40 protein-coding genes and 1 tRNA gene are annotated in these 26510 nt (G+C 42.0%); 6 read left to right on the top strand and 35 right to left on the bottom strand.

The annotated features are described in order from the left end of the window. Nucleotides 1–8: 8 nt before the first annotated feature. Nucleotides 9–2840: a TonB-dependent receptor plug domain-containing protein gene (locus tag B0682_RS08475; RefSeq protein WP_078308228.1), complete on the bottom strand. Its 2832-nt coding sequence runs from the start codon at nucleotides 2838–2840 to the stop codon at nucleotides 9–11. Between the two features lie 263 nt (nucleotides 2841–3103). On the opposite strand from B0682_RS08475, the gene B0682_RS08470 reads away from it, so the two are divergent. The 4 genes from B0682_RS08470 to B0682_RS09525 all read left to right on the top strand — a co-directional run bounded on the left by B0682_RS08470 (nucleotide 3104) and on the right by B0682_RS09525 (nucleotide 4318). Further along, nucleotides 3104–3179, top strand: a tRNA-Glu gene (locus tag B0682_RS08470). A gap of 171 nt (nucleotides 3180–3350) precedes the next feature. Continuing rightward, the gene (locus B0682_RS08465) at nucleotides 3351–3941 is read left to right on the top strand and encodes a YhgN family NAAT transporter (RefSeq protein ID WP_078308226.1); all 591 of its coding nucleotides are present in this window, start codon (nucleotides 3351–3353) and stop codon (nucleotides 3939–3941) included. Nucleotides 3942–4040: 99 nt separating this feature from the next. Further along, nucleotides 4041–4166, top strand: a complete 126-nt coding sequence (locus B0682_RS09725) for a hypothetical protein (RefSeq protein WP_276206638.1) — start codon at nucleotides 4041–4043, stop codon at nucleotides 4164–4166. A gap of 8 nt (nucleotides 4167–4174) precedes the next feature. Then, nucleotides 4175–4318 carry a hypothetical protein gene (locus B0682_RS09525; protein WP_158077888.1) on the top strand — a complete coding sequence of 48 codons (144 nt, stop codon included), beginning with the start codon at nucleotides 4175–4177 and terminating at the stop codon, nucleotides 4316–4318. 228 nt (nucleotides 4319–4546) lie between these two features. Here the strand turns inward: B0682_RS09525 and htpG are convergent, their stop codons facing one another. From htpG to B0682_RS08435, 6 genes are all read right to left on the bottom strand, one after another. Next, complete coding sequence (gene htpG / locus B0682_RS08460) at nucleotides 4547–6511, bottom strand: molecular chaperone HtpG (RefSeq protein WP_078308224.1); 1965 nt, start codon at nucleotides 6509–6511, stop codon at nucleotides 4547–4549. A 136-nt stretch (nucleotides 6512–6647) separates the two neighbouring features. Beyond that, entirely contained in the window at nucleotides 6648–7604 is a 957-nt protein-coding gene (gene ispH / locus B0682_RS08455) for a 4-hydroxy-3-methylbut-2-enyl diphosphate reductase (RefSeq protein WP_078308222.1), read from the bottom strand. 57 nt (nucleotides 7605–7661) lie between these two features. Continuing rightward, entirely contained in the window at nucleotides 7662–8396 is a 735-nt protein-coding gene (fabG, locus tag B0682_RS08450; RefSeq protein WP_240494956.1) for a 3-oxoacyl-ACP reductase FabG, read from the bottom strand. Further along, complete coding sequence (gene fabD, locus B0682_RS08445; RefSeq protein WP_143823347.1) at nucleotides 8387–9334, bottom strand: ACP S-malonyltransferase; 948 nt, start codon at nucleotides 9332–9334, stop codon at nucleotides 8387–8389. The genes fabG and fabD overlap by 10 nt, the downstream gene beginning before the upstream one ends. Before the next feature lie 392 nt (nucleotides 9335–9726). Then, the gene (rpmF, locus tag B0682_RS08440; protein WP_078308218.1) at nucleotides 9727–9909 is read right to left on the bottom strand and encodes a 50S ribosomal protein L32; all 183 of its coding nucleotides are present in this window, start codon (nucleotides 9907–9909) and stop codon (nucleotides 9727–9729) included. Between the two features lie 217 nt (nucleotides 9910–10126). Next, nucleotides 10127–10708 (bottom strand): YceD family protein, encoded by a 582-nt coding sequence (locus tag B0682_RS08435; RefSeq protein WP_158077887.1) that lies wholly within the window; start codon nucleotides 10706–10708, stop codon nucleotides 10127–10129. 192 nt (nucleotides 10709–10900) lie between these two features. Here B0682_RS08435 and B0682_RS08430 point away from each other — a divergent pair, with 192 nt between their 5' ends. After that, nucleotides 10901–11467, top strand: coding sequence for an elongation factor P hydroxylase (locus B0682_RS08430; protein ID WP_205760128.1), 567 nt, complete (start codon nucleotides 10901–10903; stop codon nucleotides 11465–11467). An 88-nt stretch (nucleotides 11468–11555) separates the two neighbouring features. Continuing rightward, the gene (locus B0682_RS08425) at nucleotides 11556–12176 is read left to right on the top strand and encodes an L-threonylcarbamoyladenylate synthase (protein ID WP_078308215.1); all 621 of its coding nucleotides are present in this window, start codon (nucleotides 11556–11558) and stop codon (nucleotides 12174–12176) included. Nucleotides 12177–12300: 124 nt separating this feature from the next. Here the strand turns inward: B0682_RS08425 and rplQ are convergent, their stop codons facing one another. From rplQ to rpsJ, 28 genes are all read right to left on the bottom strand, one after another. Continuing rightward, on the bottom strand, nucleotides 12301–12666 hold the full coding sequence (gene rplQ, locus B0682_RS08420) for a 50S ribosomal protein L17 (RefSeq protein ID WP_078308213.1): 366 nt from the start codon (nucleotides 12664–12666) through the stop codon (nucleotides 12301–12303). Between the two features lie 19 nt (nucleotides 12667–12685). Next, nucleotides 12686–13693, bottom strand: a complete 1008-nt coding sequence (locus B0682_RS08415; RefSeq protein WP_078308211.1) for a DNA-directed RNA polymerase subunit alpha — start codon at nucleotides 13691–13693, stop codon at nucleotides 12686–12688. Between the two features lie 34 nt (nucleotides 13694–13727). Beyond that, nucleotides 13728–14369 (bottom strand): 30S ribosomal protein S4, encoded by a 642-nt coding sequence (gene rpsD, locus B0682_RS08410; RefSeq protein ID WP_078308210.1) that lies wholly within the window; start codon nucleotides 14367–14369, stop codon nucleotides 13728–13730. 22 nt (nucleotides 14370–14391) lie between these two features. Beyond that, a complete protein-coding gene (gene rpsK, locus B0682_RS08405) occupies nucleotides 14392–14787 on the bottom strand; it encodes a 30S ribosomal protein S11 (protein WP_078308209.1) in 396 nt (131 codons plus the stop codon). A gap of 20 nt (nucleotides 14788–14807) precedes the next feature. Next, nucleotides 14808–15164, bottom strand: coding sequence for a 30S ribosomal protein S13 (gene rpsM, locus B0682_RS08400; protein WP_078308309.1), 357 nt, complete (start codon nucleotides 15162–15164; stop codon nucleotides 14808–14810). A 170-nt stretch (nucleotides 15165–15334) separates the two neighbouring features. After that, nucleotides 15335–15451, bottom strand: a complete 117-nt coding sequence (gene rpmJ, locus B0682_RS08395; protein ID WP_078308207.1) for a 50S ribosomal protein L36 — start codon at nucleotides 15449–15451, stop codon at nucleotides 15335–15337. A gap of 29 nt (nucleotides 15452–15480) precedes the next feature. Further along, nucleotides 15481–16794: a preprotein translocase subunit SecY gene (gene secY, locus B0682_RS08390; protein ID WP_078308206.1), complete on the bottom strand. Its 1314-nt coding sequence runs from the start codon at nucleotides 16792–16794 to the stop codon at nucleotides 15481–15483. A gap of 27 nt (nucleotides 16795–16821) precedes the next feature. Further along, entirely contained in the window at nucleotides 16822–17262 is a 441-nt protein-coding gene (gene rplO / locus B0682_RS08385; protein WP_078308205.1) for a 50S ribosomal protein L15, read from the bottom strand. Beyond that, nucleotides 17262–17441 (bottom strand): 50S ribosomal protein L30, encoded by a 180-nt coding sequence (rpmD, locus tag B0682_RS08380; RefSeq protein ID WP_078308203.1) that lies wholly within the window; start codon nucleotides 17439–17441, stop codon nucleotides 17262–17264. The genes rplO and rpmD overlap by 1 nt, the downstream gene beginning before the upstream one ends. Before the next feature lie 20 nt (nucleotides 17442–17461). Then, entirely contained in the window at nucleotides 17462–17959 is a 498-nt protein-coding gene (rpsE, locus tag B0682_RS08375) for a 30S ribosomal protein S5 (protein WP_078308201.1), read from the bottom strand. 2 nt (nucleotides 17960–17961) lie between these two features. Beyond that, nucleotides 17962–18312 carry a 50S ribosomal protein L18 gene (gene rplR / locus B0682_RS08370; protein ID WP_078308199.1) on the bottom strand — a complete coding sequence of 117 codons (351 nt, stop codon included), beginning with the start codon at nucleotides 18310–18312 and terminating at the stop codon, nucleotides 17962–17964. Nucleotides 18313–18329: 17 nt separating this feature from the next. After that, the gene (gene rplF, locus B0682_RS08365) at nucleotides 18330–18863 is read right to left on the bottom strand and encodes a 50S ribosomal protein L6 (RefSeq protein WP_078308198.1); all 534 of its coding nucleotides are present in this window, start codon (nucleotides 18861–18863) and stop codon (nucleotides 18330–18332) included. A gap of 294 nt (nucleotides 18864–19157) precedes the next feature. Next, nucleotides 19158–19556, bottom strand: a complete 399-nt coding sequence (gene rpsH / locus B0682_RS08360) for a 30S ribosomal protein S8 (protein ID WP_078308196.1) — start codon at nucleotides 19554–19556, stop codon at nucleotides 19158–19160. 19 nt (nucleotides 19557–19575) lie between these two features. Further along, nucleotides 19576–19881: a 30S ribosomal protein S14 gene (gene rpsN, locus B0682_RS08355; protein WP_078308195.1), complete on the bottom strand. Its 306-nt coding sequence runs from the start codon at nucleotides 19879–19881 to the stop codon at nucleotides 19576–19578. A gap of 12 nt (nucleotides 19882–19893) precedes the next feature. Beyond that, entirely contained in the window at nucleotides 19894–20430 is a 537-nt protein-coding gene (gene rplE / locus B0682_RS08350) for a 50S ribosomal protein L5 (RefSeq protein ID WP_078308193.1), read from the bottom strand. A 19-nt stretch (nucleotides 20431–20449) separates the two neighbouring features. After that, complete coding sequence (gene rplX, locus B0682_RS08345) at nucleotides 20450–20767, bottom strand: 50S ribosomal protein L24 (protein ID WP_078308192.1); 318 nt, start codon at nucleotides 20765–20767, stop codon at nucleotides 20450–20452. Nucleotides 20768–20775: 8 nt separating this feature from the next. Further along, complete coding sequence (gene rplN, locus B0682_RS08340; protein ID WP_003656976.1) at nucleotides 20776–21144, bottom strand: 50S ribosomal protein L14; 369 nt, start codon at nucleotides 21142–21144, stop codon at nucleotides 20776–20778. A 107-nt stretch (nucleotides 21145–21251) separates the two neighbouring features. Next, the gene (gene rpsQ, locus B0682_RS08335; protein ID WP_078308190.1) at nucleotides 21252–21527 is read right to left on the bottom strand and encodes a 30S ribosomal protein S17; all 276 of its coding nucleotides are present in this window, start codon (nucleotides 21525–21527) and stop codon (nucleotides 21252–21254) included. Continuing rightward, nucleotides 21524–21721 (bottom strand): 50S ribosomal protein L29, encoded by a 198-nt coding sequence (gene rpmC / locus B0682_RS08330; RefSeq protein ID WP_078308189.1) that lies wholly within the window; start codon nucleotides 21719–21721, stop codon nucleotides 21524–21526. The genes rpsQ and rpmC overlap by 4 nt, the downstream gene beginning before the upstream one ends. After that, nucleotides 21721–22134 (bottom strand): 50S ribosomal protein L16, encoded by a 414-nt coding sequence (rplP, locus tag B0682_RS08325; protein WP_078308187.1) that lies wholly within the window; start codon nucleotides 22132–22134, stop codon nucleotides 21721–21723. The genes rpmC and rplP overlap by 1 nt, the downstream gene beginning before the upstream one ends. A 2-nt stretch (nucleotides 22135–22136) precedes the next feature. Further along, the gene (gene rpsC / locus B0682_RS08320) at nucleotides 22137–22862 is read right to left on the bottom strand and encodes a 30S ribosomal protein S3 (protein WP_078308186.1); all 726 of its coding nucleotides are present in this window, start codon (nucleotides 22860–22862) and stop codon (nucleotides 22137–22139) included. Between the two features lie 2 nt (nucleotides 22863–22864). Then, nucleotides 22865–23194 (bottom strand): 50S ribosomal protein L22, encoded by a 330-nt coding sequence (gene rplV / locus B0682_RS08315; protein WP_078308184.1) that lies wholly within the window; start codon nucleotides 23192–23194, stop codon nucleotides 22865–22867. A 10-nt stretch (nucleotides 23195–23204) separates the two neighbouring features. Continuing rightward, nucleotides 23205–23480, bottom strand: a complete 276-nt coding sequence (rpsS, locus tag B0682_RS08310) for a 30S ribosomal protein S19 (protein ID WP_078308182.1) — start codon at nucleotides 23478–23480, stop codon at nucleotides 23205–23207. Nucleotides 23481–23492: 12 nt separating this feature from the next. Beyond that, nucleotides 23493–24320: a 50S ribosomal protein L2 gene (gene rplB, locus B0682_RS08305; protein WP_078308181.1), complete on the bottom strand. Its 828-nt coding sequence runs from the start codon at nucleotides 24318–24320 to the stop codon at nucleotides 23493–23495. Between the two features lie 11 nt (nucleotides 24321–24331). Next, a complete protein-coding gene (gene rplW, locus B0682_RS08300; protein ID WP_078308179.1) occupies nucleotides 24332–24688 on the bottom strand; it encodes a 50S ribosomal protein L23 in 357 nt (118 codons plus the stop codon). Continuing rightward, nucleotides 24685–25287, bottom strand: coding sequence for a 50S ribosomal protein L4 (rplD, locus tag B0682_RS08295; protein ID WP_078308178.1), 603 nt, complete (start codon nucleotides 25285–25287; stop codon nucleotides 24685–24687). The genes rplW and rplD overlap by 4 nt, the downstream gene beginning before the upstream one ends. Before the next feature lie 14 nt (nucleotides 25288–25301). Next, the gene (gene rplC, locus B0682_RS08290; protein ID WP_078308176.1) at nucleotides 25302–25940 is read right to left on the bottom strand and encodes a 50S ribosomal protein L3; all 639 of its coding nucleotides are present in this window, start codon (nucleotides 25938–25940) and stop codon (nucleotides 25302–25304) included. A gap of 50 nt (nucleotides 25941–25990) precedes the next feature. Next, nucleotides 25991–26302, bottom strand: coding sequence for a 30S ribosomal protein S10 (gene rpsJ, locus B0682_RS08285; RefSeq protein WP_078308175.1), 312 nt, complete (start codon nucleotides 26300–26302; stop codon nucleotides 25991–25993). Between the last annotated feature and the right edge of the window lie 208 nt (nucleotides 26303–26510).

The raw sequence follows: 26510 nt of genomic DNA, 5'->3' as shown, positions 1-26510 counted from the left end.
TAAAACAACTACCACTTATAAGTCATTGAAAATAATAAAGAACGCCCTTTGGCAAAATTGGTCAATACCGAGCGAGTAGTACCGCCGTATTTTGCATCAGGCTTACACAACTGCCCCGCTGCACAAGGTGCACCTTCATCTGCATCATTATAATATGAATGATAATAACGCTGAGTGGCGGCATCATTGTTGGCATCTAAGGGGTCAATATACAGTTTATCAAACGCATTTTGCACATCAAGACGCATCACCAAATCTTTCATCGGTTCATAAGCAACATAAAAATCATGCACCAAAGGTTGTCTTTTTAGCATCTCAATTTGTTTGATGACATGGGCGCCTTTATCATCTGAATGCGATGTATTACCGCCATGCGTGCCATCAATGTATCTGGGTTCAATGGTCGCTCGTGGGCTTTGTCCATAATAACGCACCATACTGCCCACGGTGAGTTTATTATCAAATGCACGCACACCAAACTCAAATCGTCCATAATCTTTGGGCAACATTGACACTTTGCTTAGCCCATAGCCTTGTGTTAATTGGTCTTCTTTTGAGCTATTTAGTGGGGACTCGCTGGCATCGCTATAATTGGTTGGTTGGTCGGTCTTTTGTCTGGCATAAGACAAATTGGTAAAATAACGCCCAGCATCATAGTTGATTTCAAGCTCTAAGCCCTGTTTATGCACAGGCATTTGCCAGTTGCGATGTTGTATGGTATCGCCTTTTAATGCACCACTGGCAACCCAACTGGGCGGATTTTTTGTGTCATACCATTTGCCATAAACATTATGAATGTAATTGTTGATACGGCTTTCATAACCCAATACTTTTAGCCCCAAAGTATCGTTGTCTGTCAATAGATTGTGCTTAAAAACATTAAAACCCAACTGATATGTATTGGCTTGTTCTGGTTTTAATGCGGTATTGACACCAACATCACCAATTTGAGAAAAGAACATTTCTTGAATGTTGGGCATTCTGTGCGTGCGTGCAAAGCTGACAAAAGGCATAAAACCTGTGTCATATTTGGCACTTAAAGTAACAGAATGGTTGATGGCGTGTTTTTTACCAGAAGTGGTTACCAAAGGCTCATACACATCACAACTTGGCGAGCAGTGTTGTTTATAAATTTGCGAATCTTCACCAAACTTATCTTTAAACTCTTTTTGGCTACTATAATAACTGGCATGCTCACCACTAAAACGGTACTGACTGGCATTAACGCTATAATCTAACTGATATTTGTCTTTTTGTAATGATGTGTCCAAATAAATAGAATGAAAACGCTGTTTGCCTGAGGGCTGTACAATCACCGATTTTTTTGGCAATGTGCTGCTTGTCCCCTGAAAACGACCGCCACAGGCATCATAACCGCCGCCACATAATAAATCATTGGTATAAAATAGCCCAAGCTCATCTGGGAAGCGATTTTTTGAATATTCATTATGCAATATGTTAAGCCCAATAGTTGTGGTCAAATCCATTTGCTTTGGCAAATTAAAGGTGTGAGTGTTGTTTAGGTCAAAAAGATTGGCAGTGTTTTTGGCTTCAAAGTCTTTATCCAATTTCCAGCCTGTAAAAGTTGAACCTTTGGGGTATTTTTGTACGCCCACATTATGAGCTGCCAACACTTTTAAATCAATGATCTCATTTGGATTGTAAGCAACATCAAGCTGATAATTATCATTACTGATACGGCGACTGCCTATCTTGGTGTCCATTTTACGCAGTTGTAGACCAACATCGCTGGTGTCATTGTTGTAGTTAATTTTTGCCAAATGACTTTTTGAGGTTTGGTTTAAGGCGGTTATGTCAATGGGGGTAATGCTGTACTCTTTTGCACCATGCTTTTGCCATTGTTTCTGTTTGTCAGCAACATATTCATCAAATTTTTCTTTTGTATCAATACAGCCCAGCCCATAGCACTTACCGCCAAATCGATATTTTCTGTCCCATAAAGGCTTGCCTGTTTCTTCATCTAATTTGGTCAAATCTTTTTGCCAAGACTGGCTGGCTTCATCGTAAGTGAGTGCATGCTCTTTGGCAAAAACTTGTTTTTGTTTACTAAGTAGCAAATCATCGCCAACATTGCCAATGTGCGTCCCGCCACCGCCAACTTTATAATTTTGGCTAATGTCTTTGTGGCTATAAGCATATAAAGCACTGATACTGCCATTATCAAGCCACCCACGAACGCCAGCTGCCAGCATAAAATTTTTATCCGTCACATTTTTACCAGTCAAACCTTTGGCAATGACGCCAAAATTCTTGTCATCTTTAATCACATCATCAGCATTTAGCGTACGAAAATTGGCCGAACCTGTTAAGGTATTTAGACCACCTTTGCCATTAAAACTGCCCTTGTTTAATTCAACGCCTGCAATGAAATTTTGGTCAATCACCGCACCAAACTGTGAGGTACCACCCCCACGCCCAGCATCGGTTGAGGTGCTGTAAAAGGTTTGGGTTACACCATCAACCATGCTGTTGGCACGCCCAAATCCGCTATCGCCTCGTACATTTAATGATACCAGCCCAGAGGATTTATCCTGCTGAGTGAACGCCCCTGGCATACTACGCACAATGGCATCAACATTCTCACTGGCATTAAATACATTTTCTCGCACGCTGGTGGCCGATGCTTTGGTAAAGGGTTTTTGGGTCTCTTTAATGGTTTCTGCTGTCAAAATAAGCTCATCTAATATAACAGATGGGGCTATTTTTTTATCTGTTATATTAGACGTATCTTCTGCCATTGCTATTTGAGTAATGTTTAATAAACTTAAAGACAGCATGCTGAGTTTTAATACATGTCTGGATTTTTTTATTTGGTTCATGATTATTGCCTGTATAAAGAAAACTATATACTTTGTTACTTTGTTATTAAAGTATATAATATTTATTGAAAAGTTTATTAAAATGTAATAGACAATAATATAAATCATTATCATTTGACTTTCAAGCTCTTAATTATATTATTTATTAATAATTCCTTGACATCATTGGCAATATTCATTAGAATACGCCCCACTTCAACATGATACGATACGGTAAAAGCGGCAGCAGTATAGTATCATAGCAATTGAAGTTCGGTTCTTGCGTCCCGTTCGTCTAGAGGCCTAGGACCCCGCCCTTTCACGGCGGTAACAGGGGTTCGAATCCCCTACGGGATGCCAATATTCTTTAGCAGTTATGATGTTAATCACTCATCACCTGCCAGCACAATGACCCTACGCTCTTGCGTGGGGTTTTTTGTTTTATCCATTATTTTTAGTGGTTTTTACTGACTATCTTAACCAACTTTTTAGCCATATTATCCAAATATGAACACACCCTAGAGATTTTTTATGGAAATTTTTGCCACTGCTCTGACTTTATTTTTAATCATGGATCCATTGGGAAATATTCCCATATTTTTGTCTGTGCTAGACAGCGTGCCAGAAAAGCGTCGCAAACCCATCATCGTGCGTGAATTGCTCATCGCATTGGGGCTGATGGTGTTGTTTTTATTTGCTGGTGGTAGCATTTTACACACACTTGGGCTAAGTCGTGAAGCGGTCGCTATTGGCGGTGGTGTGGTGATGATGATTATTGCCATTCGCATGATTTTTCCTGCTCCAGGTGGGGTTTTACCTGATGACAGTGATGATGGTGGTGAGCCGTTTATCGTACCACTTGCCGTTCCTTTGGTAGCAGGTCCTTCAATTTTGGCAACACTGATTTTACTGGTGGAACGTAACCCTGATCAAATCATGAAATCACTATCAGCGGTTGTATTGGCATGGTCGGTCTCAGCGGTGATTTTATATTTTTCAACCAAATTGTATAAAATTTTGGGCAGTCGGGGGCTAAAAGCAATTGAACGGCTGATGGGAATGATTTTAATCTCGATTTCAGTGCAGATGTTGTTAAATGGTTTTAAATCGTATTTGGGCTGACACAGGCTTTAATCTGAACAATGTCCGCAACACAAAACATCTTGATAATGCTGCTATAAATACATGCTTACCAAGCCTTAATATTAAGAGATGTCAAACATGAATACCGTTAGCAAAAAAGAAGTCAGTTTTGTTTCAGTTGCTGATTATCTGAAAAATTATGCCTGTGATGACAATCACCGTTATGAATTGATTGGTTATGAATTGATTGATAATGACGTTTAGACGTTTATATGATGGGTAATACCAGTAAAGTACATAATATATTGGCACTAAATCTTACCATTTTATTACGCTCACATTTAAAAGGCAAGCCTTATCAAACCTATATGGAATGCCTAAAAGTCAATGTTGGCAATAACTACTTTTTTTCCTGATGTGGCAGTCGATTGTGATAATAACGATGACAAAGACACATTGACTAAGCCTGTATTATTGGTAGAGGTATTGTCCAACTCAACCAGACGGCATGACCGATTGTTAAAGTGTCATGAATATCAAAAAGTATGAATATGTTGAGTTTGATAAACATTGAATTCGATAAAGCAAAAAAACGCCAAGATGATTGCTTGGCGTTTTTTGTTGGTGGATAAATTTATCAATGATTATTTCATCAACAACTCATTTATTCTCTTTAAATACCCTGCTGGGTCTTCTAAGTGACCACCTTCAGCAAGCAAGGACTGATCAAAAATGACTTGAGCCAGGTCATCAAACTGTTCACTGGTTTCAAGGCGTTTAATGAGTGGGTGATTGGGATTAATTTCCAAAATGGGCTTAGTCTCGGGTACTTCCTGCCCCATTTGCTTGAGCATTTGCACCATTTGAGGGGACAGCTCACCATCAGCGGTAACCAACAATGCAGGGCTGTCCACCAAACGGTTAGACACTCGCACATCTTTGGCACGCTCACTTAGGGCAGTTTTTAATTTATCCACCACAGGTTTCAGTGTTTCTTGGGCTTTTTCGGCTTCTTGCTTTTCTTCTTCATCTTGCAAATCACCCAAATCCACCGCCCCTTTGGCTATGTTTTGTAGTGGTGTGCCATCAAACTCGTGTAAAAAGTTCATTGCCCATTCGTCAACACGGTTGGTCATTAAGATGACTTCAATGCCTTTTTTCTTAAACAACTCAAGTTGTGGACTATTTTTGGCAGATGCCAAGTTATCAGCGGTCAGATAATAGATGGCTTTTTGTCCATCTTTCATACGTTCTTTATAATCGGCAAAGCTGGTTTCTAACCCATCATGCGTGCTGGTAACATAGTGTAATAGCTTGGCAATGCGAGCTTGGTTGCTTATGTCCTCACCCAAACCTTCTTTTAACACGTCACCAAATTCAGCATAAAATGCTTTAAACTTCGCTTGTTTTTCAGCGTCTTCACTATTGGCTAAGCTTGCCAGTAGAGTCAACACACGTCGAGCATTGCCTTCTCTGATGGATTTCACATCACGACTTTCTTGAAGTAATTCACGGCTGACATTCAATGGTAAATCAGCTGAATCAATGATGCCTTTAACAAATCGCAGATACATGGGCAACAGCTGTTCGGCATCATCCATGATAAATACACGTTTGACATAAAGCTTCAATCCACGCTGTTGCTCACGAGCATATAGGTCAAATGGGGCTTTTTGGGGAATATAAAGCAGTTGGGTAAACTGCACACGCCCCTCCACACGATTGTGCGTCCACGCTAAGGGGTCTGCATAATCATGGCTAATATTTTTATAAAACTCGCTGTATTCTTCATCACTGATGTCATCGGCTGAGCGAGTCCATAGGGCAGATGCTTGGTTAATGACTTCCCATTCGTCCGTTAGCACATAATCACCACCTGCTGGGGTGTCATCATCTTCATCTTCTTTGACCTCTTCTTGCCAGACTTCTTTACGCATCTCAATCGGCAAGCTAATATGGTCAGAATATTTATTGACCAGTTGTTTAATTTTATGGCGGTCAAGATAGTTATCATCACCTTCGCTGTATTCATCTTTTAGGTGTAAAATCACCGTCGTACCACGACTGTCTTTGCTGATGGTCTCAGTGGTGTATGCCCCTGTACCATCTGATATCCAACGCACAGCTTGGTTGGCATTCTCACCCGCTTTGCGGGTTTCTACAGTGATTTTATCAGCAACGATAAAACCAGAATAAAATCCCACACCAAACTGACCAATCAGCTGACCATCTTTTTTCTTATCTTCTGATAGTTTTTCTAAAAAGGCTTTTGTGCCAGACTTAGCAATCGTACCTAGATTTTCGATGACATCAGCTTCATTCATGCCAATGCCATTATCAATAAAGCTGATGGTTTTAGCGTCTTTATCCAGCTCAATGCGAATATGTAATTCGCTGTCATCTTCATATAAGCTGTCATCATTGGTGGCTTCAAAACGAAGTTTATCACAAGCGTCTGATGCGTTAGAAACCAGCTCACGCACAAAGATATCAGCATTGGAATACAAAGAATGTGTTACCAAATGTAATAACTGGGCAACCTCAGCTTCAAACTGATGTTGAGTGGGTTGGTGTTGAGTGGATTGCTGAGACTGAGAATTATCACTCATAAATCGTTATCCTTTCATTGATGTGAATGATTTTTGTTTAAAAATCAGCTTGTCTTTATGGTGAATAAATACCAAGCAGTTATGACATCAAATAAGGACAAGGCGATAATTTTTCAAGGTATTTTTAACGCCACTTTTAAGTAGACGCATCAGTGGGTGATGCTCTTAATTCTTTTGGTAAGCTGAAAGTAACGTTTTCAGCGATTCCTTCAATTTCTTTAGGCAAACTGCCGCCCCAATTTTGTAGCTGTCTAAGCACTTCTTGAATAAGTACTTCTGGAGCAGATGCCCCTGCTGTCACACCAACCGTTTGAATACCATCAAACCAAGTTTTATCCATTTCACTGGCATTATCTATCAAATACGCTTGACAGCCCATGCGTTCAGCCAATTCTCGCAAGCGATTGGAATTGGACGAATTGGGTGAGCCTACCACCAATACCACATCGCATTTATCCGCCAGTTGCTTAACTGCATCTTGACGGTTTTGAGTGGCATAACAAATGTCATCTTTACGTGGGGCATGAATTTTGGGAAATTTATCTTTTAAGGCATCTATCACCCCTGCGGTGTCATCTATAGACAAAGTGGTTTGGGTAACAAACGCCAGTTCACTGTTCTTTGGCATGTCTAACTTAGCAACGTCTGCAATGTCCTCAATCAGATGAATGCGTCCGCCATATTGCGGATCAAAACGTCCCATCGTGCCTTCAACTTCTGGATGTCCTGCATGTCCAATCAAAACTGCATCCATGCCTGTTTTGGCAAATTTATTGATTTCAATATGCACTTTGGTAACCAGTGGACAGGTGGCATCAAATACGGTCAAATCACGGCGTTTGGCTTCATCTTCCACCGCCTTTGATACCCCATGAGCCGAGAAAATCACGATTGAGCCATCTGGCACTTCATCTAATTCTTCAACAAACACCGCCCCACGAGCTGCCAAATCCGACACCACAAACTTATTATGCACCACTTCATGACGCACATAAATGGGCGGTTCAAAACGTTCTAAAGCTTGATTGACAATGGCAATGGCACGATAAACCCCAGCACAAAACCCTCTTGGATTGGCTAATAATATTTGCACAATTCTCCCCTTTATTTTGTCTGACCGTTTTGTGTTGGTGGGTAAATCAACAAAATCTTACATATACATGCCACCATTTACCGCCAATACTGCCCCTGTGATGTAGCTGGCTTCATCGCTTGCCAAAAATATCACCGCCGCTGCCACGTCTTCAGGCTGACCCAAACGCCCAACAGGCACAGCATCAAGCATGGAGTTGAGTAAACGCTCATCTAGCTTATCAGTCATGTCGGTTTCAATCAAACCGGGAGCCACGCAATTGACGGTAACTTGCCGAGAGCCAACCTCACGAGCCAAGGTACGGGTAAAACCTTCAACCGCCGCCTTACTTGCCGCATAATTGGCTTGCCCTGCATTGCCCATTTGAGCCACCACAGATGTGATGTTGATGATGCGACCTTTACGAGCTTTCATCATGCCACGAATGGCACGTTTACTCATGCGATAGACAGATGATAAATTGGTCTCAAGCACATCAAGCCAATCTTCATCTTTCATACGCATCAGCAAGCCATCATGGGTAATGCCTGCATTATTCACCAATAATTGCACATTGCCATAGACACTTTCGATTTCTTCAAAAAGCTTATCAATATTTTCTTGCTGACGCACATCGAGTATCCGACCAATGCCACCAAACTCATGCAAATACGCATCAATGCCCTCTACCCCTGCATTGCTGGTTGCTGTGCCAATAACAAAGTAGCCCTCTTTTGCCAAGCGTTTAGCAATGGCCTTGCCAATGCCACGGCTGGCTCCTGTCACCAAAGCGATATTACGACTCATAACAATATCTCATCTAATTTTTGTAAACGACTGATTTTGTCTGTGGGATAAGCGATTATGGGATCAGCTTGGCGTTTTGCTAAATTGCTCAACACATTACCGCTACCACATTCAATTAACACATCAATGTGCATGTCTGCCAACATTTGCATACTTTCAGACCATCGTACTGGGTGGTTTAACTGCTCAACCAGAGCAGTCTTAACCTCATCCGTACTTTGTTCAACTCGTGCGTGACGGTTTTGGATAACATTGATATTGGCAGGTAAAAACTCAATATTATCCAGTTTATCTTTGAGTTTGGCACACGCAGGAGTCATCAACCGACAATGTGATGGCACACTCACTTTTAGCGGTACTGCCTTTTTACCATGACAGGTTTGAGTTTGCTCAATCACCGCATCCACCCCAATCGCATTACCAGCCACCACCACTTGTCCGGGGCTATTAAAATTAGCAGGGTCAACCAATGCTGTAGGATTCATATCACCTATCTGCTCACACATATTGGCAACTTGGCTGTCTTCCAAGCCCAAAATGGCAGCCATTTTAGTATCCATGCCCATCACCGCCGATGCCATAAACTGACCACGCTGATGCACCAATCGCACCGCATCAGCCAAACTGAATACCCCTGATGCACACAATGCGCTAAATTCACCTAAAGAATGACCCAACAAATAAATGGGAGAATATTGCAATTTAGGCTCAATTATTCGCCACAGTGCCATACTGGCAGCCAACAAAGCAGGCTGTGTGTATTGAGTCTGTGCCAACAGCACATCATCTTGGCACACCTGCCACAAATCAAATCCCAAAGCATCACTGGCTTCAGTAAATGTTTGCTCAATCATAGGATAACTGTCCCAAAGCTCGCTGAGCATACCTACCTGCTGTGACCCCTGCCCTGGAAACAAAACAGCAATGCGATGCTTGCTGTCCATATGACCATGCTTACCCAAACTGGCTTTTGCGTTATTTTCAGCTGTACTCATGCCGACACTCATGAATGGTGATTGATTAAATATGAATGATTAATTAAATAATATGAATGAATAACTAAACATCAATGATTGAATGTAAAAGTATTTTTATGTTAGCCTGCTAACTTAACAAGGTTTTTTTGAGCAAGTTTTTTTTGAATAAGTGGCAACAAAACTTAAACAACAAGCTTAAACCACATGGCTTAAACAATAAAAAACCAAGTGATTTGTCCATATTATTGAAGAACAAATCACTTGGTTATGACCACTTACCAAACAGTCAATACAATCAATCATGTTAAAAAATATTGAGAACAATTTATCGGCATAAACTGCCCCATCAATTAAGCAAATCAGTCGTCTTGCTTAACAGTGAATAACTGACGACCACGATAAAAACCATCTTTGGTCATGTGGTGACGGCGATGTTTTTCACCAGTGGTGGCATCGACGCTCAGCTCAGCCACAGACATATGGTTATGTGAACGACGCATGTCACGGCGTGAACGGCTTTTGCGGTTTTGTTGAACAGCCATGAGATAACTCCTGTGCTTCTAAATTCGATAAAATACTAATCTATAACAAAAATTCTGTAACAAAAAAACAGATTGGTGCTAAAAATCAGCCAAATATAACCAAATACAATAAACCCCCAATTATACGCAATTTAGCATCATAAATAAAGCATTAAATAAGACCATATTCAATCTACTGAAATTTTTTCACATCATCTCTCACATCAAAAGGACAGCATCAATTTTTTAATGTTGCCAATACCGCAAATGGATTGTCCATTTTGACCTTAGGCAACTCGCCCACTTGCTGTAGCCTAACTTTGCAATCTTCATGCTTTGGTGATAAAGGCAAATCAAGCAACAGCTCATCTTCTAACAGCATCGCCAAAGGCAACATTTGCTCTTTTTCATCATAGTCTGGTAAATCTGCCAAAAGCACATGGTCTTGCTCTGGCACTGCTGATAATTGCGTATTGTCTGTCAACAAAGCAAGGCGATGTGATTTATCCAAAATCACATCAACAGGCTCAAGACAACGCTGACATTGCATCGGTAAGTTGGCATTTGCTGAAAATGATAACCATAGAATTTGACCCGATTTTTTCAATGTACATGACAACTGACAAACCACATCAGTGGCATCACCGTCATCACATAAATTCGCTAAACGAGAAAATGATGATAAAGGCAAATTCCCTTGCCAAAAAAAACCCGTGTCTTGCCATTTATTCAAATCCAAACGTTTGGGCAAGGTTTTTTCTGATGCCTGATTTATCATTGCTTGATTTATCCTATTGACGCTTGTAGTAGAAGTACTCATAATTATCCTTTTCACTGTCATTATGTCATTATCAGTCATTGCCAGTGATTGTCATGACTGAACTGGGGCAAACTGGGCATCTTAAAGCAACAAGCCAAATAAAATGGGGGCAAACCACATCAAACCCAAGTAGCCATTAAAAACACCCAACCAAAAACACCCAATACACCAACACATAGCCATGGACAGAAGATGCAAAGTTTCGCAGACACCGACACAATCAATACAACCGATACAACCGATACCATGAACACAAACAATCCCCCATACACAGATGACGATTACTGTGCCATACTAAAACAAGTATTTGAAGCCAGTTTTAATGTGCAGATCATCGGTGGTGCAGAAGAGCCTTTTTATCAAGCCCCTACCAAAAACACCCCTGCCATCATCTATTATAAAGCCAACTACCCAAGAAGCCTATTACACGAAATGGCCCATTATTGCTTGGCGGGGCAAAAACGGCGACAGCTGGACGACTATGGCTATTGGTATGCTCCTTGTGGACGCACGGCTGAACAACAACAAGCCTTTGAAAACGTAGAAGCCAGACCACAAGCATTAGAAAAAGCGTTTTGTCAACACATTGGCTTGCCATTTTGCCCAAGTTTAGATGATTTTTCTGGTAAACAGGCATCTGAAACATTTGTACATGCGCTAAAAAAACACCATGAAAGCATGATGACCAACCCACCCCCATCAGCAAAAAAAGCACTACAAGCCTTATCACAATGTCATGTCATGCTAAAGCAAACATAAACCATCAGTCGCATTAGATTATCCATGACATATTATTCTTATCAAGAAAACCAATTATTATCCAATAAAATCAATCATTAGGAATGTCATGCAAACACTTTATATCCACCCAGAAAACCCACAACCACGCTTAATCCAACAAGTTGTTACCGCACTCAAACAAGACCAACTCATCATCTATCCCACTGACACCAGCTATGCTTTTGGCTGTCAAATCGGCAGTAAGTTAGCCTTACAAAAGCTTAAACACATTCGTCAACTGGACGATAAGCATCAATTTACCCTACTATGTCGAGATTTAAGCGAAATTGCCACTTATGCCAGTATCGACAACCAACAATTTAAAATATTAAAAGCCAACACCCCAGCTGCCATCACTTATATCCTCAACGCAACCAAAGACGTACCAAAAAAACTGGCACACGCAAAAAAACACAGCATCGGCATTCGTGTTCCAGCCAATCCCATTGCTCAAGCCATATTAGCTGAGCTTAATGAACCCATGTTAACCAGCTCAATTCACTTACCAAACACAGAACTACAAACAGATGACCCTTTTATTATTGAACAAGCCTTATCTAATCAAGTAGATTTGATGATTGATGCAGGATTGCTTACCACCGAACAAACCACCATCATTGATATGACTAACAATAGCCCTATGGTAATTCGAGAAGGTGCTGTTGATTCTAGTACATTGGTGTTCTAATCATAACCATACCAACCCAAATAATAAATCAAACTAGGTAATAAATTATAAATAACCAGCAATAAAAAATCCCAGCATTTACTGGGATTTTTTAGCTGGCATAAAAACCTAGCTGGTATAAATATCATTGTTGATTACGGTCTACCAACTCAACATAAGCCATTGGGGCATTATCACCATCACGATGACCACATTTAATAATGCGTAAATAACCACCTGGGCGTTGTTGATAACGAGGACCTAATTCGCTGAATAATTTGCCTACCATATCCTTGTTACGCATACGGCTAAAAGCAAGACGGCGATTAGCCACCGAATCTTGTTTTGCTAACGTGATCAATGGTTCGGCAACACGGCGAAGTTCTTTTGCTTTTGGCAATGTGGTCTTAATCAGTTCATGCTCAAACAAAGAGTTGGTCATGTTCTGGAACATTGCCTTACGATGACTGCTGGTACGACCCAGCTTTCTTCCACTTTTACGATGTCGCATGGTCAAGTATCCTTAAATGTTAACGGCTACGGTACGAAAAACGATCATCAACACGCAAATCAGATGGTGGCCAATTATCCAAACGCATACCCAATTCTAGATTACGAGACGCCAATACGTCTTTAATCTCGGTTAATGACTTTTTACCTAAGTTCGGTGTTTTTAGCAATTCAGTCTCTGAACGCTGTACCAAATCGCCGATATAATAAATATTTTCTGCCTTTAAGCAGTTAGCTGAGCGAACCGTTAGCTCCAAATCATCCACAGGACGCAATAGCTCTGGGTCGATTTCTTCTTTCACTTTGATTGGCTCTGGGGCTTCCTCTGTCTCTAAATCGATAAAGATGGAGATTTGCTGTTGCAAAATCGTTGCAGCTTTACGAATAGCCTCTTCAGGATCAATCGTACCATTGGTTTCAAGATTGATTACCAAACGATCCAAATCAGTCCGTTGCTCAACACGAGCATTTTCAACTTGATAAGAAACTTTGACTATTGGGCTAAAGCTGGCATCTAACTTTAAACGACCAATGACTTTACTGTCTGCCGTTTCACGACGCTGATTAGCAGGTTGATAACCACGACCAATAACCACACGCAGACGCATCTGAAGATATCCACGGTCACTGAGTGTACCAAGCACCAAATCAGGGTTCATGATTTCGACATTATGAGGCAAAACAAGGTCAGCAGCTGTGATGACGCCAGGACCTTTTTTATCAATGCTTAAATTGGCCTCATGGTCATCGTGCAATACGATGGCAAGATTTTTTAAGTTAAGCAACAAATCCAGCACATCTTCTTGCAAACCCTCAAGGGTTGAATACTCATGCTCAACACCCTCAATCTGAGCTTCGATAACAGCAGCACCAGGCAAGGAGGAAAGTAATATACGACGAAGGGCATTACCTAGGGTATGCCCAAAGCCACGTTCTAACGGCTCGAGCGTGACTTTTGCAGTGGTTTCATCAACCGTTTCCACATTAATGGTGTGCGGTGTAAGAAACTCGGTTGCATTTAGCATCATGGTGTCACCTCGATTGATAATATTGATATGATGGTTACTTAGAATACAGCTCAACGATTAAGTTTTCGTTAATTTCAGCTGGTAAATCAATACGATCTGGCGCATGTTTAAAAGTGCCACTCATTTTGCTGGTATCAACTTCTAACCACTCAGGAATGCCACGCTGAGAGGCCAACTCCATGGCATTTTTGATGCGTAACTGTTCTTTTGACTTTTCATACACAGCAATCACATCACCATCTTGTAACTGAATAGATGGAATGTTCACACGCACAAACTCATCACGCCCTGCCTTTTTAAGCAAAATAGAACGATGACTGACCAGTTGGCGAGCTTCAGCACGAGTTGAGCCAAAACCCATACGATACACAACGTTATCAAGACGACGCTCTAGCATTTGTAACAAGTTTTCACCTGTCGCTCCACGCATGCGAGCTGCTTCTTTATAGTAGTTTGAGAATTGACGCTCTAACACACCATACATACGTTTAACTTTTTGTTTTTCACGTAATTGTTGGGCATATTCTGACGTTTTATTACGGCTACTGCCATGTTGACCGGGTGCTTTACCCGCTTTTTTTGTCTTTACGTCAAAAGGTTTCACACCAGATTTTAATTGCAAATCTGTGCCTTCACGACGAGACAATTTAAGTTTTGGACCAATATAACGGGCCATGTTTGAGTCTCCTTAATCCGTCTTATACACGACGCTTTTTAGGCGGACGAGTACCATTATGTGGGATGGGGGTTACATCACTGATGCTGTTAATTTTATAACCCAAAGCACCCAATGCTCTTACCGCAGACTCACGGCCGGGTCCTGGTCCTTTAACCAAAACATCGACATTCTTTAACCCATATTCTTGTGCAGCTTTACCAGCAACTTCTGCTGCCACCTGAGCAGCAAATGGGGTAGATTTACGTGAACCACGGAAGCCTTGTCCACCTGAGGTGGCCCAAGCCAAAGCATTACCTTGACGGTCGGTAATGGTGATAATGGTGTTATTAAAAGACGCATGAACGTGGGCAATACCCTCGGATACTGAACGACGAGTCACTTTTTTAGTTTTGCGACTGCGAGTGTCTTTAGCCATCTTTTAGCTTCCTAAGTTGATTATTTTTTAATTGCTTTACGTGGCCCTTTACGGGTACGTGCGTTGGTTTTAGTACGTTGACCGTTAACAGGCAAATTGCGACGATGACGCAAGCCACGGTAACAACCCAAATCAACCAAACGTTTAATATTCATTGAAACCTCACGGCGAAGATCGCCTTCGACGGTATGATTTGCAACTTCTGAACGGATAGCGTCAAGCTGAGCATCATCTAACTGACTGACTTTGGTGGTCGGTTCAATGCCAACAGCAGATAAAATCTGCTTGGCAGTGGTGCGACCAATCCCAAAAATGTAAGTCAATGAAATAACAGCATGCTTGTTATCCGGAATGTTAACGCCGGCAATACGAGCCATTGATTTTTCTCCATTGACAAAAAAGCCATTCATATGACCTTTTCATGATGTGATGAACTTACCTACTGACCAATCATTTGTATGTGATAAAAAGAAAAATACAAATAAATCATCTTGGCAAGGAGCGGATAATAGCTTATCCACCAATAAAATTCAAGTTTTTATTTCTCTTAGCCTTGACGCTGTTTATGACGAGGCTCTGAGCTACAAATAACATGAACACGACCTTTGCGACGAACAATTTTACAGTTGCCACAAATTTTTTTCACAGATGCTTGAACTTTCATAGCATACTCCTGTAGATAAAAGTAAAAAATTAAATCAAACCTTGGTCATGGTATTGATGGGTCATTAAATGTGCCTGCAATTGAGCCACAAAGTCCATGATAACGACCACCATGATTAACAAAGACGTACCACCCAAATAAAAAGGCACACCAAATGATGATTGTAATACCATAGGCATCAAGCAGATGACAGTCATGTACATGGCACCAATGAAAGTTAAGCGATTAAGCACATGGTCCAAATAACGCTCAGTCTGTAACCCAGGTCGAATGCCAGGAACATAGGCACCACTGCGTTTTAAGTTCTCTGCCACTTCTCTAGGACTAAACACCAAAGCCGTATAAAAATAACAAAAGAAAATAATCATCGCTGCAAATAGCATCAGATACAACGGTTGCCCAGGTGATAACACCAGCACCATGTTTTGCAAAATAGACTGTAATGTCGTTGGGTTTGGTGACTGGCTTACCCATTGCCCCAAACTTGCAGGCACTAACAAAAGTGAGCTGGCAAAAATGGCAGGAATAACGCCTGCCATATTCAGCTTTAAAGGCAAATGTGATTGTTGCTGAGCATAAATTTTACGACCTTGGGCTTGTTTTTGGGCATAATTAACAGGCACACGACGCTGAGCTCGTTCTATATAAACAATGCCCGCCGTCACACCGATGCCAAGGGAGGCAAACAAAAACAATGAAATCAAATTCATCTGCCCTTGTTGTACTTGCTCAAACGTTTGAGCCAACATGCCTGGCATACTGGCAACAATGCTGGCAAAAATTAACATTGAAATGCCATTACCAACGCCTCGCTCGGTAATTTGCTCACCAAGCCACATCAAAAACATCGCTCCTGCAACCAATGATGACACTGCAGGAATATAAAATGCCAAACCTTGAGTAAGGGTTAAGTTTTGACTTATTAAGCCTGTACTCATACCAACTGCTTGCACAAAAGCCAAAGCCAATGTGCCTTGACGAGTGTATTTATTGATTTGACGACGACCTGACTCCCCTTCTTTTTTTAACGCCTCAAGCGAAGGAATGACAGCAGACATCATCTGCACAATAATGGATGCTGAAATATACGGCATGATACCCAGCGCCATGATGGACATACGTTCTAACGCCCCACCAGAAAACATGTTAAACATGCTCAAAATGGTATTTTCATTACGTGAAAACAAATCTGCTAGGGCGTCAGGATTAACACCTGGCACAGGAATGTGTGAACCAAGTCGATACACTATCAAGGCACCAATTAAAAACAACAGCCGTCTCCATAACTCATCATACTTACGGATAAAAGCAATTGGATTAAGCGGAACTGCTGCTAAGGTCATTGATGTGTTCGATTTAGCCACAGCTTATTACTCCTCGACGCTACCACCAGCCGCTTCAATGGCTTGCTTGGCACCTTTGGTGACTTTAACACCTTTAAATGTATAGGCTTTATTGACTTCACCTGATAAGATAATGCGAGCACGTTGCATATCACGACGAATGATATTCGCCTGCTTCAATGTGTCTATACTCACCACATCACCTTCAATTTTGTTTAATTCAGAAAGACGCACTTCTGCGGTGGTCATTGCCATTTTACTGGTGAAACCAAACTTAGGTAGACGACGATAAATCGGCATCTGACCACCTTCAAAACCAGCAGGAATGCTAGAACCTGAGCGAGAAGTTTGACCTTTTACACCACGACCACCTGTTTTACCAAGACCTGAGCCAATACCACGCCCACGACGTAGTGCTTTTTTCTTAGCACCTGGAGCTGGCGATAATTCATTTAATCTCAGTCCCATTACGCTTCCTCCACTTTAACCATGTAGTTGATGCGATTGACCATGCCACGAGTTGAAGGGGTATCTTCCACCTCAACTGTATGACCGATGCGACGCAAGCCCAAGCCTTTTAGGCAAGCCTTATGGCTTTTTAGGCGATGGGCACCTGATTTCGTCTGAGTGACTTTCATCGTTTTCATCTAACTCACCTATTCTCTGATTAGCCCAAAATCTCTTCAACAGATTTGCCACGTTTGGCGGCCATCTGTTCAGGAGAAGTCATGTCACGCAACCCTTTAAAAGTTGCCTGTACCACGTTAGCAGCATTGGTTGAGCCATAGCATTTTGCCAATACGTTCTCAACACCAGCCACTTCCAATACAGCACGCATAGCACCACCAGCAATCACACCTGTACCTTCAGAAGCTGGCTGCATGTATACTTTAGAAGCACCGTGACGAGCATTAATAGGGTGTTGAAGTGTTGTACCATCTAATTCCACAGTAATCATGTTGCGTTTAGCAGCTTCAAGTGCTTTTTGAATGGCTGCAGGTACTTCACGAGCTTTACCACGACCAAAACCAACACGACCATTACCATCACCAACCACAGTTAGGGCAGTGAAAGAAAAAATACGACCACCTTTTACTACTTTTGCCACACGGTCAACAGAAACTAAGCGTTCCACCAATCCGTCTGTTTGTTCAATTTTTGCCATGATTAAAACTCCAGTCCATTTTCACGAGCGGCTTCTGCCAATGCTTTAACTCGACCATGATATTTAAAGCCACTGCGGTCAAATGCAACCTTAGTGACACCCACTGACTTAGCACGCTCAGCAATCAAAGCACCGACAGAAGTGGCAGCATCAATATTACCTGTCGCACCAGAACGTAAGCTGGCATCTAAAGTAGATGCTTGGGTAATGACTTCACCACCCGTAGGGGAGATGATTTGAGCATAGATGTGCTTAGGAGTACGGTTAACCACCAAACGATGAACACCTAAATGACGAATATGTGCGCGGGTTTTTTTAGCTCGACGCAGACGAGCCGATTTTTTATCAAACATGATTAGCTCACCTTATCTTATTTTTTCTTAGCTTCTTTACGAACCACATGCTCATCGCTGTAGCGAATCCCTTTACCTTTATATGGCTCTGGTGGACGATACGAACGAATATTGGCAGCAGCTTGCCCCAATTTTTGCTTGTCGCTAGACTTTAAGATAATTTCAGTCTGGCTTGGGGTTTCAACGCTGACACCTTCTGGCAAAGTGTATTCAATAGGGTGTGAATAACCGACGTTTAATGTTATTTTGTTACCAGCCGCTTGGGCACGATAACCAACACCAATGAGTTGTAAGCGACGTTCAAATCCTTCGCTGACGCCTTGCACCATATTGTTTAACAGAGCACGTACCGTGCCTGTGTGCATCCACGCATCTTGAGTATCAGCAACAGGCGATAAGATGATGGCATCATCTTCTTGTTTTAGCTCGACCAATTCATGCAGGTGCAAAGACAAATTACCATTTTTGCCCTTAACTTCTACCTGCCGATCGTTCAAAGTGACAGTCGTACCTTTTGGTAGCGTCACAGGGGCTTTAGCCACACGAGACATAAAAAATTCCTTAGAGATAAAAAAATTAGCCACTTTCTGCTTTTAATCATTTTTCAATCGTTAAAAATAGATAATGAATAAAATAAAAAATGACAAGACCAATAATGAAAAACTAACGAGTGTCAAACCCGTTAGTTTATCACAAAAGCAAGCATAGCAACAAATTAAATTGTTAATAAGCCAACTTAAAGGGTTTTAATAAGCCTATGGCATCAATCCAATTAACTTATCCATTTCAAAAGCACATTCTAATAAAAATGTGATTGTTATAAAAATGTGATTGTTATGATGAAATTATGCTACGAAAGCAATAATTTCACCACCAATACCTGCTTCACGAGCAGAACGATCGCTCATGATGCCTTGACTGGTAGAAACAATGGTAACGCCCAATCCTTTTTTAACACTGGGGATTTCATCTTTGCCACGATACTGACGCAAACCTGGTCGGCTATAGCGTTTTAGTTGCTCAATCACAGGCTTACCATTGTAATACTTTAACTCAATGGTCAATGTCTTATGACCATTGTCGCCTTCTTCAACCTCTGCTGAAGCCACATAACCTTCGGTTACCAGCAGATCAGCAATGGATTTGCGTAACTTTGAGCTAGGCATGGCAACAGATACTTTATTTCTTGCTTGGGCATTGCGGATACGGGTTAGCATATCTGCAACAGGATCTTGCATACTCATCGATGATACTCCCTAATCCTTACCAACTTGACTTGCGTACACCGGGGACATCGCCTTGCATGACACGTTCACGCAAAATATTGCGTGATAGACCAAACTTGCGGAAATATCCATGTGGACGACCAGTAATACCACAGCGATTGCGTAAACGCACAGGAGAAGAGTTGCGTGGCAATGATTGCAATTGCAACATTGCGTCCATACGCTCTTCGTCACTGGCATTCATATCGCTGATGATTGCTTTAAGCTCAGTACGCTTTTGAGCGTACTTAGCGACCATTTTTTCACGTTTTAATTCACGATTGATCATGCTCTTTTTTGCCATAACGTCTTTACCTTATTTGAATGGGAAGCCGAATGCTTTTAGTAACGCACGACCTTGGTCATCATTTTTTGCTGTCGTTGTGATGGTAACATCAAGACCACGAATGCGATCGATTTTATCAAAGTCAACTTCAGGAAAAACGATTTGCTCTTTAATACCCAAAGAGTAATTGCCTCGACCATCAAATGCCTTTGGAGAAAAGCCTCTGAAATCTCGAATACGTGGAATAGCAATGGCAATCAAACGATCCAAAAATTCGTACATGCGTTCGCCACGCAAAGTGACTTTACAGCCAATGGGCCATTCTTCACGAATTTTAAAACCCGCCACTGATTTGCGTGCTTTGGTTACTACGGGTTTTTGACCTGCAATCGCTGTCATATCACTGACCGCACCCTCAAGAATTTTTTTGTCTTGAGCGGCACCGCCAACACCCATATTGAGTGTGATTTTAGTGATTTTAGGCACTTCCATCACGTTATTTAAGCCCAGCTCCTCTTTAATCTGTTGTTTGAGCTGGTCATTGTATAAAGTTTTTAATCTTGCCATTACTATGACCCTTAGTGAGTTATGCTGTCGCCACCACTTCACCAGTTGAACGATAGATGCGTTGTTTTTTACCATCTTCGTCTATCTGATAAGCAATACGATCAGCCTTTTGGGTTTGTTGGTTAAAAATTGCCACATTAGAAATGTGTAAGAAAGCTTCTTTTTTGATAATGCCACCTTCTTGACCCGTCATTTGGTTGGGTTTTTGGTGTTTTTTAACAATATTAATGCCTTCTACTTTCACTTTATCATCTTTAACAGCAAGGATTGTTCCTTGCTTGCCTTTGTCTTTACCGGTTATAACAACAACGGTATCACCTTTACGTAACTTAGCCATGGTTTTCCTCACAATACTTCTGGTGCTAGTGAAACAATTTTCATAAACTGTTCACTACGCAATTCACGAGTTACTGGACCAAAGATACGAGTGGCTATCGGTGCTTTGTTATTATTTAACAATACCGCCGCATTGTCGTCAAAGCGTAACACCGATCCATCTGGACGGCGTACGCCTTTTTTGGTACGAACAACCACCGCATTCATTACGTCGCCCTTTTTAACACGACCACGAGGGATGGCTTCTTTTACTGTGACTTTAATGATGTCGCCGACTGATGCATAACGACGATGAGATCCGCCCAGTACTTTAATGCACTGAACTCGCCTTGCACCGCTGTTGTCTGCAACTTCCAGCATTGTTTCAGTCTGAATCATCGCGTTACTCCAACTTAAGCAAAAATTGTCTGTATATTCTGTATATAAAGCCATTCCCTATTAAGGGGCATACATACTATCAAATACAAACAACTTATGCAATTTAATTATACTTGACTTACTTTTTCAACCACATCTACTAAAACCCAAGATTTGGTTTTAGAAAAAGGTTTGGTCTCTTTGATGCGGACAATGTCACCTTGCTGACAAACGTTATTCTCATCGTGAGCTTTAAGCTTGGTTGAACGACGGATTTGCTTGCCGTACATTGGGTGTCTGATTTGACGCTCGATTAGCACAACAATGGATTTGTCCATTTTATCGCTAACGACTTTGCCAGTCACCACACCAACGGTTGATGATTGCTGATTATTCTCGCTCATGCGTCGCCTCGCTGTTTTTCATTAATCAAAGTCTTAATTTGGGCAATGGTGCGACGATTTTGTTTAATCTCATGCGTGTTGCCCAACTGACCAATTGCTTTTGCCATACGCAACTGAAAAGCGGCTAATTGCTTTTCATCAAGTAATTGGGTCAGTTCTTCTACTGATTTTTCACGTAATTCACTGATCTTCATTACATTATCGTCCGCTTAACAATGGTGGTTTTGAAAGGAAGTTTTGCTGCAGCTAATTTTAAGGCTTCTGATGCTAATTCATCACTCACACCTTCAATTTCATACAACATTTTCCCTGGCTTGATTTCGGCTACCCAATATTCTACAGGACCTTTACCTTTACCCATACGCACTTCTAATGGTTTTTCAGTAATGGGTTTATCTGGGAACACACGAATCCAAATCTTACCACCACGTTTAATTTTACGGGTGATGGTACGACGTGCCGCTTCAATTTGACGAGCAGTCATGCGACCACGGCTAACAGATTTAAGACCAATTTGTCCGAACGCAACCGTGTTACCACGTTGAGCTAACCCAGTATTACGTCCTTTTTGCATTTTGCGAAATTTGGTACGTTTTGGTTGTAACATAATTAACCTCTGTCTGAGTTGCGACGGTTGCCACGACCACGACGTTGCTTAGGTGCACGGGCTTTGTCTTCTTCTTTTGGATGATAAATGCGGTCCATGCCGTCTAGAATTTCACCACGGAAAATCCAAACCTTGACACCGATGGTGCCATAAGTGGTTTCAGCACGAACTGACGCATAGTCAATGTCAGCGCGCAAGGTATGTAATGGCACACGACCTTCACGATACCATTCGGTACGAGCAATCTCAGCACCGCCCAAACGACCTGAAAGCTCAACTTTGATGCCTTCAGCACCAGAACGCATGGTATTTTGTACCGCACGTTTCATGGCACGGCGGAACATCACACGGCGTTCTAGCTGACTAGCAATGCCATCAGCAACCAAACGAGCATCTAAATCAGGTGATGTGATTTCTTCAATACTTACTTGAGCAGGCACACCCATGATTTTGGTCAGTTGCTTCTGTAACTTTTCGATGTCTTCACCTTTTTTGCCAATAACGATGCCTGGACGAGCAGTTGAGATGGTAATCTTAGCTGCACCCGTTGGTCGTTCGATGGTGATGTTACTGACCATGGCACTTTGCAACTCTTTACGCAAATATTCACGTACTTGCAAATCGTTAATCAGAAACTCTGAATATTGCTTAGGATCAGCATACCAGTTGGCATTGTGTTTTTTGACGACACCTAAACGAATTCCGATTGGATGAACTTTTTGACCCATGATTATTCTCCTACCTTGATGGTGATGTGACAAGTACGTTTGCTGATACGGTCAGCACGTCCTTTAGCACGAGGTAAGATACGCTTTAGGGTAATTCCTTCATCCACATAGATGGTAGAAACACGCAAGGTATCAATGTCTAAGCCATTGTTGTGTTCTGCATTGGCAATGGCTGAGTCTAAGCACTTCTTAACCAGTTTAGCACCTTTGGTGTTGCTAAAGGCAAGAATATCAAGTGCACGTTCTACTGATTTGCCACGAATTTCGTCTGCGACAAGTCTGACCTTTTGTGCCGAAATGGCGGCACCGCGTAGTTTTGCAGTTACTTCCATAGTAAGCACCTTATCTCTTAGCTTTTTTGTCTATGCCGTGACCACGGTAGGTACGGGTGGGGGCAAATTCGCCTAATTTGTGACCAACCATTTGTTCGCTAATAATGATGGGTACATGAGTACGACCATTATGAACAGAGATGGTTAGACCAACCATTTGAGGCAAAATCATTGAGCGACGTGACCAAGTTTTTATTGGTTTGCGTGAGTTAGTATCTAACGCATGTTCGACTTTTTCAAACAAGTGCACATCAATGAATGGACCTTTTTTCAATGAACGAGGCATGAAATTTTTCCTTTATTTCTTGGCACGACGGCGACGGATAATCATTTTGTCAGTACGCTTATTAGAGCGTGTCTTAAGACCTTTAGCCTTCTGACCCCAAGGACTGGTTGGGTGCTTACCAAAGTTACGACCTTCACCACCACCATGTGGGTGGTCAATCGGGTTCATGGCAGTACCACGGACAGTCGGACGAATACCACGCCAACGTGATGCACCTGCTTTACCTAGTGATCTTAGATTATGCTCTGTGTTCGAGACTTCGCCAATAACGGCACGACAATTAATGTGAACACGGCGAGTTTCACCAGAACGTAGACGAATCAAGGCGTAAGTACCATCACGGCCCAACAGTTGAACGGCTGCACCAGCAGAGCGTGCCATCTGAGCACCTTTGCCAATTTTTAACTCAATGTTGTGAATCACTGTACCCACTGGAATATTTTTAAGTGGTAAACAGTTACCTGGACGGATTGGTGAGCCTTCACCTGATTGTACAGTATCACCAACGCTTAATTTTTTAGGAGCGATGATGTAGCGACGCTCACCATCAGCATACTTTAATAAGGCAATGTGAGCTGTTCGGTTAGGGTCATATTCAATACGCTCAACGATGGCTGGAATGCCATCTTTGGTGCGTTTAAAATCGATGATGCGATAATGCTGTTTATGACCACCGCCAATGTGACGAGTGGTAATACGACCGTTATTGTTACGACCACCTGTCTTTGATTTTGAAGTCAACAAAGGTGCATAAGGGCGACCTTTGTGTAAGTGTGGATGCACCACTTTTTCGACAAAACGGCGACCTGGTGATGTCGGCTTTGCTTTTACGATAGGCATGATGAGTATCCTTATTCGTTATTGGCAGTGTCTTCACTAGCTGAAGTATTATTTACTTCACCAGCGTCAGCCTGTGATGGTTCTTCATCAACCAATGATTGATTAGATTTTAGCGTGACATACGCTTTTTTCCAATCTTGGCGACGACCAATGGTACGACCAAAGCGTTTGGTTTTACCTTTGACATTTAAGGTGTTTACTTTGACCACTTCTACGCCATCAAACATAAGCTCAACTGCTTTTTTGATTTCAAGCTTAGTGGCGTTGCTAGCGACTTGTAATGTCTGTACACCTTGAGGCTCAAGCATTTGAGTTTTTTCAGAATAGATGGGTTTCTTTATAATCTGATAAAGTCTTGCGTTATTCATGCTAGTGCTTCCTCAAATTGTTTTGCTGCTTCGACAGACATGATGACTTTGTCGTACGCAACCAAGCTAACTGGGTCTACTTCTCTAGTACCCAATACATTCACATGTGGAATGTTGCGGGCTGCTAAATATAAATTTTCATCAACTTCGTTGGTTACGATTAAAGCTCTTGGTGCTTTAAGTTCTGCCAATTTGGCTACCAGTTCTTTGGTTTTTGGTGCAGAAACGCTGATTTGGTCAACCAAAATCAAACGATCCTGACGAACCAACTCAGCCAAAATGCACTGCATCGCACCACGATACATTTTTTTGTTCACTTTTTGTGACCAATCTTGTGGTTTAGCAGCAAAAGCACGACCACCACCAACCCAGATTGGGCTACGGATAGAGCCTGCACGAGCACGACCAGTCCCTTTTTGACGCCATGGCTTTTTGCCACCGCCAGAAACTTCGGCACGGGTTTTTTGGGCACGTGTGCCTTGACGAGCTCCCGCCAAATAGGCTGTTACCACCTGATGTACTAATGCTTCGTTATATTCACGACCAAAAGCTGTGTCAGAAAGTTCTACCGCCGCACCTGTAACTGTTTTTAAATTCACGTTAATCCCCTTGCTTAGGCTTTGATTGACGGACGTACGATGACATCGCCACCATTGGCACCAGGAATGGCACCTTTAATGACCAGAATGCCTTTTTCAGCATCGACCGAGATGACTTCAAGGCCTTGAACGGTTACCCGTTTATTACCCATTTGACCTGGCATTTTTTTACCTTTAAATACTCGACCTGGGGTTTGGTTTTGACCTGTTGAACCCAACACACGATGGGATACTGAGTTACCATGAGTGGCATCTTGTGTTCTGAAGTTATGGCGTTTTACACCACCTTGAAAGCCTTTACCTTTGCTTTGACCAGTCACATCCACCAATTGACCTTGTTCAAACAAATCAGCCAAGATGTCACTACCCAATTCACGACCTTCTAATTCAGCTTCTTCAGCACGAAATTCCCAAATACCACGACCTGCAGCCACACCTGCTTTGGCAAAATGACCTTTTTGGGCTGCGGTGACACGGCTGTCACGACGCTCACCTGTGGTCACTTGAATGGCAGTGTAACCATCTGTTGCTTCTGTTTTTACTTGAGTTATGCGGTTTGCAGTGACCTCAACCACTGTAACAGGAATGGATACGCCTGCTTCAGTGAAGACACGGGTCATGCCGCATTTTTTACCGACTAAACCGATTGCCATGTTAAACCTCTATGATTTGTCTTAATTAAGTTGAACCATCAAATAAGTGATTAGCTCAATGCGATTTGAACATCAACACCAGCAGCCAAGTCCAATTTCATCAACGCATCGACAGTTTTGTCAGTTGGCTGAACAATGTCAACCATGCGTTTATGAGTACGGATTTCGTATTGGTCACGAGCGTCTTTGTTTACGTGTGGCGAGGTCAATACGTTAAAGCGTTCGATGCGAGTGGGTAGTGGAACAGGACCACACACTTGTGCACCAGTACGCTTAGCGGTATCCACAATCTCTTGTGCTGACTGGTCAATCAATCGATGATCAAATGACTTGAGTCGAATACGGATTCTCTGGTTAGCCATGCCAGCAAGCTCCTAAACATGTCTTTTGGTGTTGTCATATCAATAACAACCAAAAGCAAAATAATTTTAAGCCCTGCCAACCTTTCTTATATAAAGAGGTAGCAAAGGCATGTGAATTTAGTGCCAAAAACGATGCTTTGGCTGTTATGCAGTTGACTTCCTCCCCTCCCTATCGTTCGGGGATTCCTTCTGCAAGACGGTGAAGCCC

The organism is Lwoffella lincolnii, assembly GCF_002014765.1.
In the GTDB taxonomy this organism is placed as follows: Bacteria; Pseudomonadota; Gammaproteobacteria; order Pseudomonadales; family Moraxellaceae; genus Psychrobacter; species Psychrobacter lincolnii.
The sequence above is the reverse complement of the archived record's forward strand: the minus strand, read 5'-3'. Positions and strand labels throughout refer to the sequence as shown.